Origin of the sequence: Paraglaciecola sp. 20A4 (assembly GCF_011378905.1) — a bacterium.
Taxonomy (GTDB): domain Bacteria; phylum Pseudomonadota; class Gammaproteobacteria; order Enterobacterales; family Alteromonadaceae; genus Paraglaciecola.
The window spans coordinates 39159-51820 of the sequence record NZ_WTPY01000022.1 but is presented as its reverse complement, the minus strand read 5'-3'; the positions used below and the strand labels follow the sequence as shown (position 1 = coordinate 51820).

The 12662-nt window shown below is 42.0% G+C and carries 11 protein-coding genes; 8 read left to right on the top strand and 3 right to left on the bottom strand.

The window, feature by feature from the left end:
• Nucleotides 1-61: 61 nt before the first annotated feature.
• On the top strand, nt 62-280 hold the full coding sequence (infA, locus tag GQS54_RS17095) for a translation initiation factor IF-1 (protein WP_006990869.1): 219 nt from the start codon (nt 62-64) through the stop codon (nt 278-280).
• Between the two features lie 107 nt (nt 281-387).
• Here the strand turns inward: infA and clpA are convergent, their stop codons facing one another.
• The gene (clpA, locus tag GQS54_RS17090; protein ID WP_166425160.1) at nt 388-2655 is read right to left on the bottom strand and encodes an ATP-dependent Clp protease ATP-binding subunit ClpA; all 2268 of its coding nucleotides are present in this window, start codon (nt 2653-2655) and stop codon (nt 388-390) included.
• Nucleotides 2656-2675: 20 nt separating this feature from the next.
• A complete protein-coding gene (clpS, locus tag GQS54_RS17085) occupies nt 2676-2996 on the bottom strand; it encodes an ATP-dependent Clp protease adapter ClpS (protein WP_006990871.1) in 321 nt (106 codons plus the stop codon).
• Nucleotides 2997-3197: 201 nt separating this feature from the next.
• On the opposite strand from clpS, the gene cspD reads away from it, so the two are divergent.
• On the top strand, nt 3198-3416 hold the full coding sequence (gene cspD / locus GQS54_RS17080) for a cold shock domain-containing protein CspD (protein ID WP_006990872.1): 219 nt from the start codon (nt 3198-3200) through the stop codon (nt 3414-3416).
• Between the two features lie 60 nt (nt 3417-3476).
• Here the strand turns inward: cspD and GQS54_RS17075 are convergent, their stop codons facing one another.
• Entirely contained in the window at nt 3477-5708 is a 2232-nt protein-coding gene (locus tag GQS54_RS17075; RefSeq protein ID WP_166425159.1) for an NADP-dependent isocitrate dehydrogenase, read from the bottom strand.
• 228 nt (nt 5709-5936) lie between these two features.
• On the opposite strand from GQS54_RS17075, the gene GQS54_RS17070 reads away from it, so the two are divergent.
• The 6 genes from GQS54_RS17070 to GQS54_RS17045 all read left to right on the top strand — a co-directional run bounded on the left by GQS54_RS17070 (nt 5937) and on the right by GQS54_RS17045 (nt 12488).
• Nucleotides 5937-6515: a pseudouridine synthase gene (locus tag GQS54_RS17070; protein WP_166425158.1), complete on the top strand. Its 579-nt coding sequence runs from the start codon at nt 5937-5939 to the stop codon at nt 6513-6515.
• Between the two features lie 112 nt (nt 6516-6627).
• Nucleotides 6628-7761, top strand: coding sequence for a tRNA 2-thiouridine(34) synthase MnmA (mnmA, locus tag GQS54_RS17065; RefSeq protein ID WP_166425157.1), 1134 nt, complete (start codon nt 6628-6630; stop codon nt 7759-7761).
• Nucleotides 7761-8420: a high frequency lysogenization protein HflD gene (gene hflD / locus GQS54_RS17060; protein ID WP_166425156.1), complete on the top strand. Its 660-nt coding sequence runs from the start codon at nt 7761-7763 to the stop codon at nt 8418-8420. Before mnmA ends, hflD begins: the two co-directional genes overlap by 1 nt.
• Nucleotides 8421-8433: 13 nt before the next feature.
• Entirely contained in the window at nt 8434-9801 is a 1368-nt protein-coding gene (gene purB / locus GQS54_RS17055; protein ID WP_166425155.1) for an adenylosuccinate lyase, read from the top strand.
• A 220-nt stretch (nt 9802-10021) separates the two neighbouring features.
• The gene (locus tag GQS54_RS17050) at nt 10022-11245 is read left to right on the top strand and encodes an adenylate/guanylate cyclase domain-containing protein (RefSeq protein WP_166425154.1); all 1224 of its coding nucleotides are present in this window, start codon (nt 10022-10024) and stop codon (nt 11243-11245) included.
• A gap of 70 nt (nt 11246-11315) precedes the next feature.
• Nucleotides 11316-12488 (top strand): cupin domain-containing protein, encoded by a 1173-nt coding sequence (locus GQS54_RS17045; RefSeq protein ID WP_166425153.1) that lies wholly within the window; start codon nt 11316-11318, stop codon nt 12486-12488.
• Nucleotides 12489-12662: the final 174 nt, after the last annotated feature.

Below are 12662 nucleotides of genomic sequence, written 5' to 3'. Positions count from 1 at the left end.
ATTGGGCAAAATCTGCGCGGCATTTTTGACACTTATTATTTTATAGAGGTAACAGAGCTACATGGCGAAAGAAGATTGTATTGAAATGGAAGGTACAGTGTTGGATACCCTTCCAAATACTATGTTTCGTGTCGAATTAGAAAACGGTCACGTTGTTACTGCACATATTTCAGGAAAGATGCGTAAGAACTATATCCGCATCTTAACGGGCGACAAAGTAACATGTGAAATGACGCCATATGATTTATCGAAGGGCCGTATTATTTACCGCGCTCGTTAATATCTAAAGCAAACGAAAAGGCCCAGTGTTTTACAACACTGGGCCTTTTTCTATATCTAAAATTTAGTATTTGACGTATTTTACGCGCCAAATACCTTATTTTCTATTTAAGCTTCAGACTTAGCTTCTTTTAGTGCCTTAAAGGTAAACACCAATTTTTTGTTTTTCAGGGAAATCTTCACACTGCCGCCCTGGCTTAACTCACCGAACAACAATTCACTGGCCAGTTCTTTCTTAACATGCTGTTGAATAACACGCGCCATCGGCCGTGCGCCCATGTTGCGATCGTAACCTTGTTCAGCCAACCACTGTCTCGCATCGTTTGTGACGTCTAACGACACACCTTTGTTATCCAGCTGAACTTGCAACTCAACAATAAACTTATCGACAACCTGCAATATCACGTCTTGTTCTAGATGGTTAAACCATACTATAGCGTCCAAGCGATTCCTAAACTCAGGTGTAAACGTCTTGTTGATTTCCGACATCGCATCGTGACTATGATCCTGCTCTTTAAAGCCAATCGATTTACGAATGGTTTCTTGCACCCCAGCATTGGTCGTCATAACTAATACGACATTGCGGAAGTCGACCTTGCGGCCGTTATTATCTGTGAGCGTGCCGTGATCCATCACTTGCAACAGAAGATTGAATACATCTGGATGCGCTTTCTCAATCTCATCCAATAACACAACTGAATGAGGGTTTTTAATCACTGCATCGGTTAGTAAACCACCTTGATCAAAGCCCACATAACCTGGGGGCGCGCCTATCAATCGACTAACAGCATGACGCTCCATGTATTCAGACATATCAAAGCGTAATAATTCCACACCCATAATTTTCGACAGCTGTTGGGTTATTTCCGTTTTACCAACCCCTGTGGGTCCTGCAAACAAGAAGCTACCAATGGGTTTCGTTTCAGCGCCTAGACCGGCTCGAGATAAACGAATGGCATCAGTCAATGTATCAATAGCTTGATCTTGGCCAAACACCACTAGTTTTAAATCTCGATCAAGATTCTTCAACGACTCTTTATCGCTAGACGACACAGATTTTTCAGGGATACGTGCAATCTTCGAAATGATGTGTTCAATGTCGGTCACCCCAATCGTTTTCTTACGCTTTGAAGGCGGCAATAAACGTTGACTGGCACCCGCTTCATCCATTACGTCTATCGCCTTGTCTGGTAAATGGCGTTCATTGATATACTTAGCAGAAAGCTCGGCCGCGGCTCGCAGCGCTTTATGGGTAAAGCGCACACTGTGGTGTTCTTCGTAACGAGACTTCAATCCCATCAAAATTTTTGTGGTATCAGATACTGACGGTTCAATTACATCGATTTTTTGAAAACGGCGCGCTAATGCGCGATCTTTCTCAAAAATACCTTGGTATTCCTGATAAGTTGTTGAGCCCATGCAGCGCAATTCGCCGCTACTTAACTTCGGTTTTAGCAAATTAGAAGCGTCCATCACCCCACCCGACGCCGCACCCGCACCAATAATGGTATGGATTTCATCAATAAATAATATCGCGTCAGGATCCTTAGCCAACTCTTTCAATATACCTTTAAGACGCTTCTCGAAGTCACCACGGTATTTAGTCCCCGCGAGAAGAGTTCCCATATCCAATGAGTAAATTATGGCGTTAGCGATAACCTCAGGCACGTCATTATGAATAATTCGAAATGCTAAACCTTCTGCAATGGCCGTTTTACCGACCCCCGCTTCACCGACTAGCAATGGGTTGTTTTTACGACGGCGACACAATATTTGAATACTGCGTTCAACCTCAAAATCTCGCCCAATAAGAGGGTCTATTTTACCCGCTTTCGCCAACTCATTTAAATTAGTGGTGTATTGATCGAGCATAGAAGAGCCAGCTTCTTGGGTCGCCCCCTCTTCATCCTGCTCAATAGAGTGAGGTGTACTGTCATCACTTTTTGATACACCGTGTGAAATAAAATTAACGACATCAAGACGTGTGACATCTGCTTTTTTCAAAATGTACACAGCTTGAGACTCTTGCTCACTGAAAATAGCAACCAATACATTTGCCCCAGTCACTTCTTCTTTACCGGAGGACTGCACGTGGAAGACCGCTCGCTGCAATACACGCTGGAAACCTAACGTTGGTTGAGTTTCGCGTTCATTATTTGCATCTTCAAGCAATAAAGGCGTGGTGTCTTTAACGAAGTCGGTTAATTCCTTTTTAATCACATCTACGTTCGCGCCACAGGCTTTAAGCGCTTCGGTTGCGGAGCCATTGTCGAGCAAGGCTAATAAAAGGTGCTCGACGGTCATGAATTCATGTCTATGCTCTCTGGCAAAGATAAACGCTTCATTTAACGTTTGTTCTAATTCTTTATTTAACATTTTTAGACCCTCTTACTGCGCTAAACCTGTTCCATAGTACACATCAACGGATGCTGATGCTTCTTGGCATACTGGGTGACTTGCATAACTTTAGTCTCAGCTATCTCGGCGGTATATACACCACAAACGGCTCGACCACGATAATGCACAGTCAACATAATTTGATGGGCTTTTTCTGAGTCCAAGTTGAAAAACCTAACCAATACTTCAATCACGAAATCCATCGGCGTGTAATCATCGTTATTCAGCAAAACTTTATACATGGGTGGCGGTGCTAATTTCTGCTTAACCGTATCTAGCTGCTTTTCGCGCTCAATATTAATAGTGTTGTCTTTGCTCATAATAAGAAGAATAGTGCCCTTAGTGCAAATTTTGCAGTTTTATTAACATTTACTTATTTATCAATTTATCCTTGACAAAAACAGGTTAAAAAATCTACATTTTCTAGTGCGACGATTGTTATTTTAACATTTTCGCCTTCCCCATACTTCATTGTGGGGATAAATATGCGTCAGTTCAAGGGATTAAAAGGAAGCAGAAGTATGGCTGTTGGCAAAGTAAAATGGTTTAACAATGCGAAAGGGTTTGGTTTTATTGTTCCAGAGGACGGTGGTGATGACATTTTTGCGCATTACTCAACCATTCAAATGGAAGGATATCGCTCCTTAAAAGCAGGGCAAGAAGTGAAGTATGATGTACAGCAAGGACCGAAAGGACTACATGCTGAAAACATTGATTTCAACGGTGAGCCCGAACAGTAACGATTGGTCATAAAAAAAGCAGACCCGAGGGTCTGCTTTTTTATGCCTAATTAAAATTTATTATTTAAATTCTTTTAGGATGTTATTTAACGTATCACTTGGGCACATGGCTTTAGTAATCTTTTTCTCATCAGGGAAGTAATAACCACCAATATCTTCTGGCGCGCCTTGAGTCGAATCAATTTCAGACATAATTTTCGTTTCATTTTTGCTTAACTTATCAAACAATGACGAAAATTTGCTCGCTAATTCAGCATCATCACTCTGATTTGCTAACGCTTCAGCCCAATACATTGCTAAGTAAAAATGGCTGCCGCGGTTATCGAGTTGGCCCGCTTTACGTTGAGGTGACTTACCTTCATTCAGTAATTTTTCAGTCGCTTTATCTAACGTTTTAGCCAAAATTTTTGCTTTCGCGTTCTCATTTTTAATGGCTAAATCTTCAATAGATACCGCGATGGCTAAAAATTCACCTAGGGAATCCCAACGTAAATGACCTTCTTCAACAAATTGTTGAACATGTTTAGGTGCACTGCCGCCCGCTCCAGTCTCAAACAAGCCACCACCGGCCATTAATGGCACAATAGACAACATTTTAGCACTGGTGCCCAACTCAAGGATCGGGAATAAATCAGTTAGATAATCGCGTAATACGTTACCTGATACTGAAATAGTGTCTAAACCGCGAATTACACGCTCCATCGAATATCTAATGGCACGAACTGGCGCCATAATTTCGATGTGTAAACCGTCGGTATCGTGATCTTTAAGATACTTGTTCACTTTAAGAATAAGCTGAGCGTCATGAGCACGTTCATCATCTAACCAGAAAATCGCTGGGTCTCCTGATTGACGAGCACGATTAACCGCAAGTTTTACCCAATCACGAATAGGCTCATCTTTTGCCTGACACATACGCCAGATATCGCCATCTTCGACATTGTGCTCAATAAGTACATTTTCATCTTGGTCAATAATACGTACAACGCCTTCACCCGCGATTTCAAACGTTTTGTCATGTGAACCATATTCTTCCGCTTTTTGCGCCATCAAACCCACATTGGACACAGAGCCCATGGTGGTAGGATCGAATGCACCGTGAGTTTTACAGAAGTTAATCATTTCTTGATAAATGGTTGCATAAGTACTTTCAGGAATAACCGCTTTAGTATCATGCAATTTTCCATCAGGACCCCACATTTGCCCAGAAGAACGAATCATCGCTGGCATCGACGCATCAACAATGACATCGCTTGGTACGTGTAGGTTTGAAATACCTTTATCAGAGTTCACCATAGCAATCGGAGGACGATCAGCATAACAAGCATTAATATCAGATTGAATTTCGGCACGCTGTGATTCAGGCAAAGTAGATATTTTGTCGTAAACGCTGCCCAAGCCGTTATTCGCATCAACCCCTAGCTCTTCGAATAAATCAGCGTATTTTTCAAATAATTTTTTATAGAAAACTTTAACACAGTGACCAAATACAATGGGGTGAGACACCTTCATCATGGTTGCTTTGACGTGCAGTGAGAAAAGGATACCGGTCTTTTTTGCGTCTTCAATTTGTTCTTCAAAGAATTCACAAAGGGCTTTCTTACTCATAAACATGCCGTCAATAACTTCACCGGCTAACAAATCCACACGTGGCTTTAATATCTTGACTGTGCCATCTTTGTCAGTAAATTCGATGCGTACGTGTCCCGCTTTTTCAACGGTGACTGATTTTTCGCCTGAATAGAAGTCACCACCACGCATATGAGCAACATGAGTTTGTGATGCTTGGCTCCAAGGTCCCATTGAATGTGGGTTTTTGCGTGCGTAGCTTTTTACTGCTTTCGGGGCACGGCGATCAGAGTTGCCTTCACGTAGAACCGGGTTAACAGCACTGCCCAATATTTTAGAGTAACGCGCTTCAATTGCTTTTTCTTCGTCGGTAGACGGGTCTTCAGGATACGCTGGAACTTTATACCCCTTGTCGTTTAACTCTTTGATTGCAGCCTTTAACTGAGGCTTAGAAGCACTGACGTTAGGTAACTTAATGATATTTGTTGCTGGGTCTTGTGTGAGCTCGCCTAGTTCAGCTAAGGCGTCGGGTACTTTCTGCTCGTCACTCAAATAATCAGCAAAATTGGCCAAGATACGAGCAGCCAAAGAAATGTCACTAAGTTCAATTTCGATGTCGGCAGATGAAGCGAATGACTCTATTATTGGCAGCAAAGAATAAGTTGCTAGTAACGGGGCTTCATCGGTTTTCGTATAGATAATCTTTGACTTCTGAGTTGTCATTATATACCTCAAATGTTGCGGTAGAGAGCTACCGGATTAGTGTAGACTGATAAATAAGCGCAAAAACTGCCGCGAAATACCCGTCATTTAGTAAATTTATCAGGAATTAACACATCCGATCCTGACATCAGGATAAAGTTACAATGAAAAATTCGCTGGAAGATAATAAACAATTCGCCGCAGAGTGCAAAATAACTCAGCTATTTTATTCATAATAAGTTACAAGAAATGAACATTAATCAATATAAAAAGCCAAAAGCCACATCTGGTCGTACAAAAATCGTACTGTTTAACAAGCCATTTAATGTCCTCACTCAATTTACTGATGAAGCAGGCCGTCAAACTCTGAAAGATTATATTCCAATTGCCAATATATATGCAGCCGGTCGTTTAGACAAAGATAGCGAAGGGCTGTTGATATTAACCAACGATGGCAAGTTACAAAATCAGTTGACGGATCCGAAAAAGAAAACTAGCAAAACCTATTGGGTTCAAGTCGAAGGAAATCCTTCTGACGAAGACCTACAAGCTTTACGTGATGGTGTAAAACTAAAAGATGGCGTGACTCGTCCGGCTAAGGTCGAGTTAATAGATGAACCCGTTGTTTGGCCGCGTAATCCCCCCGTTCGTTTTCGTCAATCAATCCCAACATGTTGGTTATCAATCACCATCAGTGAAGGCAAAAATAGGCAAGTCAGGCGAATGACCGCCCATATAGGGTTTCCAACCCTAAGATTGATACGGTATCGAGTAGGCAACTGGACCTTAGATGGTATTCAAAACGGACACTATGTAGAATTAAATTAGTATCCGGGGTCACTCAACATATTGTGACATTTTACGTGCAGAATCCGGATGACCTTATGTCTGTTATTTGCTAGAATTCGCCACCATTTTTATTGAGACTTTGTTATTTATCATGCCTTATACCCACACTCTTAGTGCCACCGAGTTAGCCAACAATAACCAAAAAAAGGTCATTGTTGGTATGTCGGGTGGTGTCGATTCTTCCGTTTCAGCCTATATTTTGCTGCAACAAGGCTATCAAGTTGAAGGCCTGTTTATGAAGAATTGGGAAGAGGACGATAATGACGAATATTGCGCAGCCGCAGATGATTTAAGAGACGCACAAGCAGTAGCAGATAAACTCGGTATTGAATTACACCAAATTAATTTCGCTGCTGAATATTGGGATAACGTATTCGAATATTTCTTAAAGGAATACAAATCTGGGCGTACGCCTAATCCTGATATTATGTGCAATAAAGAAATTAAATTTAAAGCATTTCTTGAGTTTGCTGCAGAAGAACTTGAGGCAGATTATATTGCTACAGGGCATTACGTACGTCGCCGTAAAGTCAATGGCCATTGGCAGATGTTACGTGGCATGGACGATAACAAAGATCAAAGCTACTTCTTATATACTTTAGGTGAGCAACACGTCGCGCAAACGTTATTCCCCATTGGCGATATTGAAAAACCTCACGTGCGAGAAATTGCTCAAGAACAAGGTTTAATTACCCACGATAAAAAAGACAGCACCGGTATATGCTTTATCGGTGAACGGAAATTCACGGATTTCTTATCTCAGTACTTGCCCGCACAACCAGGTGTTATCGAAACACCTGAAGGTCAAGAGATTGGTCAACACCAAGGGCTGATGTACCATACTTTAGGTCAGCGAAAAGGTTTAATGATTGGCGGACTAAAGGAATTCGGCGAAGAGCCATGGTACGTTGTTGATAAAGATATGCAGCGTAATGTGTTGATAGTAGGACAAGGGGCAAATCACCCTCGCCTCTATTCTAACGGACTCGTGGCGAATCAGCTGCATTGGGTAGATAGAGAAGGCCCTTTATCAGCTCTAAAATGCAGCGTAAAAACCCGTTATCGCCAACATGATATCCCTTGTACAGTTACCCCTAAAGCTGATGGTAGCGTTACTGTCATATTTGATGAACCGCAAAAAGCGGTCACGCCAGGGCAGTCAGCCGTATTTTACGCTGATGAAGTCTGTTTAGGTGGCGGAATAATAGAGAGCTATATTCGTTAATGCAAAATTCTACTAAAAAAGACCTGAATACCGTCGACTTTGAAAAGTGCATCGCGCTTGCGGGTGTGTGTCAGGCCGCCGCATTGGTTAAACAAGTGTCTAAACACGGAAGCTGCGACGAGCAGGCGTTTAAAGCGACCATTGAAAGTATTGTTATCACAGAGTCCGACAACACCGAACAGGTATATGGGCAGTTAAGCAACTTAAAGATCGGTTTCGATACCCTTTATGCACAACTTGGCAATAGCACTAAGCCTAAAGACACAGAGATTACGCGTTATATTGCAAATCTGCTAAGTATTGAGCGTAAATTGAATCGCTCTAGCAAGCGCATGAATGAGTTAGGTGACAGAATTAATCACACTAAACGCCAACAACTTCACTTAGATTTATTTGCCAGTCAAATGTTGTCTAATCTTGCCAGTATTTACAGTGATATTGTGAGCCCAATAACAGCCAAAATTCAGGTTTCGGGTGATCCACAACTTCTCAAGCAAAGTGATAATCAGCATAAAGTCCGTGCATTACTTTTAGCCGGCGTTCGTTCAGCAGTACTGTGGCGACAACTAGGCGGAAAACGCCGACAAATATTATTTAATAGGCAGCGCACTCTCGTATGCGCTGAACAAGCATTAGCGCAAATCAACCAATCACGTTAGGAGCAAACATTCCATGCAGTTATCCGCATTAACCGCCGTATCCCCCATCGATGGACGTTACGCAGAGAAAACCGCTGAGTTACGAAGCATCTTTAGTGAATTCGGTTTACTAAAATATCGGGTACAAGTTGAAGTTCGTTGGTTGCAAAAGTTATCAGCCACGGCCCAAATTAAACAAGTCCCTGCTTTTAGCGCTGAAGCGAATGCACTATTGGATAACATTGTGGCTTCGTTCGACGAAAGTCATGCTGGTCGTATCAAAGAAATTGAACGCACCACTAATCATGATGTTAAAGCGGTTGAGTACTTTCTAAAAGAGCAAGTCGCCGACAACGAAGAACTAAATGCAGTCAATGAATTCATTCATTTTGCTTGTACATCTGAAGACATCAACAATATGTCTCATGCATTAATGCTGTTAGAAGCCCGTGAAAGCGTTGTTTTACCTTACTGTGATAAGTTAGTCAGTGAACTTAAGCGACTTGCCAAGGAATACCAGAGTATGCCTATGATGGCTCGTACTCATGGCCAACCTGCTTCTCCTACGACGTTGGGTAAAGAAATGGCGAATGTGATGTATCGTCTGCAGCGCCAACGTAATCAAATCGCTAATGTTGAAGTTCTTGGAAAAGTAAACGGGGCGGTAGGAAACTACAATGCACACTTATCTGCCTATCCTGATTTAGATTGGGCTCAATTCGCACAAGAATTTGTATCCAGTCTAGGCGTAACATTGAACCCATTCACCACCCAAATTGAACCTCATGATTATATCGCTGAGCTTTTTGATGCAATGGCGCGTTTCAACACCATATTGATCGATTTTAATCGTGATATTTGGGGCTATATTGCACTCGGTCACTTCAAGCAAAGAACGATAGCCGGTGAAATTGGTTCATCTACAATGCCGCATAAAGTTAATCCAATCGACTTTGAAAACTCAGAAGGTAATTTAGGTTTAGCCAATGCACTATTCGGTCATCTAGCCACTAAATTGCCGGTGTCTCGTTGGCAACGTGACTTGACCGATTCAACCGTTCTGCGCAACCTAGGCGTAGGCGTCGGTTATGCCATTATTGCTTATCAGGCCGCGCTTAAAGGGATCAGCAAGCTACAAGTGAATGAACAAAGTCTCCTCGATGAATTGAATAATAACTGGGAGCTGCTCGCAGAACCAATTCAAACGGTAATGCGTCGTTATGGTATCGAAAAACCTTATGAAAAATTAAAAGAACTCACCCGTGGCAAAAAAGTAAATCAGCAAATTATGGCTGAATTTATTGACGGTCTCGATTTACCAGACAATGCTAAAGAGCAACTTAAAGCCCTTACGCCTGCAAATTACATTGGTCAAGCAGTAGGTTTGGTAGACCAACTATAAGCATTTACTCGATAAGCTATTAACTGACGATACCTGAATCATCAGTATTGCATATAACCGTAAGCACCCTTTTACGGTTATATGCGACATAACTAATCTCACTTTATTCACCACTGTCCCTCAGGCTTTTTATCTTTTTACTTACTCGTCTTTTGTTAGAGTAAATTTATATCCATTTTTTGACCTATACTAATTAACCTACGGTCAACAGGAAGACCTCATGGTCACTCGTTTATTGCACATATGGATTTGGTGTGGAATTTCCCCTTCAGCCACCAACGACATTAATCCCACGCGTATAAGCAATATTTTAAGCTTGATGATCATCTTTGTGCTTTTGCTGCAAGTGCCCACCGCAATCTACTATTGGAATTTTGGCGGCTTATCAAAAATCAGCTTGTTACTTTGCCACTGTGTTCTCTTAATGCTCGTGCCATTATTCAATTGGGCGCAATATCAGCGGTTAGCTAAATTTACGCTAATATTTATTTTTATCAGCTATATTTTTTGGTCCAGTTTTATATGGCAAGCGAACCTCAATGTACATTACTACTTGCTGCTTGGGATCTTTGTTTGCCCATTCATCTTTGGCGCTAAAGGCGCAACTATGTGGATCTGCCTCAACTGCCATGTTGGCGTATTTCTGGCCATTGAAGCTTATTTTATTCTAGTTATTAATCCTCAAAACCTATCTGAATATCATCAGATAGCGAGTCTTTCTAGTGCCGTCTTTCTCACGTTATCTTGTGCGTTAACTAGCTTTCATGTAGGCAGAAATGTCAATCGAACCCAAAACAAATTGGTCAGTGCGCAACAACGTTCAGAACGATTATTATTAAATATATTGCCAGCTGCTATCGCTCATCGCTTAAAGCAACATCAGGGTAAAATTGCTGATCATTACGAACAGGCTTCGATTTGCTTTCTTGATTTAGAAAATTTTACGCAGTTGGCAAAATCACTGACACCGGAAGCTTTGGTGGATATGCTAGATGATATATTCAGTCAATTCGACAAACTCACCAAAATACATGGTTTAGAAAAAATTAAGACCATTGGGGACGGCTACATGGCGGCCGCTGGGATCCCTGCTGAAAGTCGATGTCATGCAATTCAGTGCTGCGAGTTTGCATTGGCTGCCCGTGAAGCATTTGATTTGCTCAAAACAAAGTACCAATTGAACTCCGGATTACGGATTGGTATTGGTTCAGGGGAAGTGATTGCTGGTGTTATTGGCCAAACTAAATTCTGTTACGATTTATGGGGTGAAGCTGTTACCCTTGCCGCACGTATGGAAAGTCATAGTATTAGCAAGCACATTCAAGTGAGTCAATTTACTTACGAGATGGCAAAAAATAAATTTCATTTCAGTCCTCGGGGTGAAATCCCGGTAAAGGGATTAGGTCAAACGCGCACCTATTGGTTGATCGGCCAGAAGCTGTGATCCCATCCAAAATAGCTTTGCCAATGCAAAAACAAAAGTAACCATTTTCAGCAAAAGGGCTGTATCGACGATGTATATATTTGATAATTTTGATCCCCACACTTTTCTCGCATCTTATTGGCAAAAACGCCCAGGTGTTTTTAAACATGCTTTTGCAGACTTTATCAATCCGTTAGACGAGCACGAACTGGCTGGGTTAGCACAAGATCCGAGAATTGATTCACGCGTTGTTTCCCTCAACCCACCTGCTTGGCAGGTTACACACGGCCCTATAGACGACTTTGAAAGTGTATGCCAAGGTAAATGGAGCCTGTTGGTTCAAAGCGTAGACCAGCATATCAGTGAAGCTGATACGCTTATTCGGATGTTTGACTTTATTCCCTACTGGCGTTTAGATGACTTGATGGTTAGTTTTTCGAACGAAGGTGCAGGTGTGGGTCCTCATCTTGATCAATACGACGTGTTTATCATTCAAGGCAAAGGTAGCCGACGTTGGCAAGTAGGGGAAAAAGGCGAATTTACCCCTTACCTTCCCCATCCAGATCTAAGCCAAATTAGTGACTTCGAGCCCGTGATAGACGAGGTGTTGCAGTGCGGAGATATGATTTATATTCCCGCAGGTTGTCCTCATAACGGTGTGGCGCTAGAAGATTGTATGAATTACTCAGTGGGCTTTAGAGCCCCATCCCAGCAGGATTTACTGTCTTCTTTGGCAGATTACAGTCTTGACTTAGGACTATTTAAAAAACGTTATCAAGACCAAGGCCTAACGCCCCGAAAAAACCCGAGTGAATTAGCGTCAACAGAAATAAACAGCTTCAGAGCAATGCTGCACGACGTAATCGACTCTGAGCAATTCGAGCGGTGGTTAAGTTGTCACTTTAGCGATACCCAATTAAATCAAGGCTACGACCCACAGCATAATCCAGATTATTCACTAAAAGAGATAGCCGAATTATTTGAGCAGGGAGCCCTATTTGAACGCCAACCTGGTATTCGACCAATATATTTAGCCAAAGAATATACCAGCGAACCATTAGAATTTTTTATTGAAGGCCAAGCCTATTTCGCCCCAGTAAACTACGTCGACGCTGTTTGCGGTATGTTATCGTCCCCTTCCTGGCAATACGACTTGACCAATAATAATCTTACTTCTTTATCCCTTGAGGATTTTTGGGTACAGCTTATGTGTGAACTCGTTAACGCCGGGGCATGGTTACCGCAAGAAGAAACCGACTTTTAAGCACAATTAAAAACGGCTCGTTTAGCAGGCGTTGTACTCAATACACTTAGTTTTATTTTATACGATATTGAGTGCGGCCTGATAACGTCTACTTTTCGCATCATTTTGTGTCCAATGTAAACCAGCAGGTCTACCCTGTTCATAAAGAAATGCGCTAGCAACCTTATTACCGGG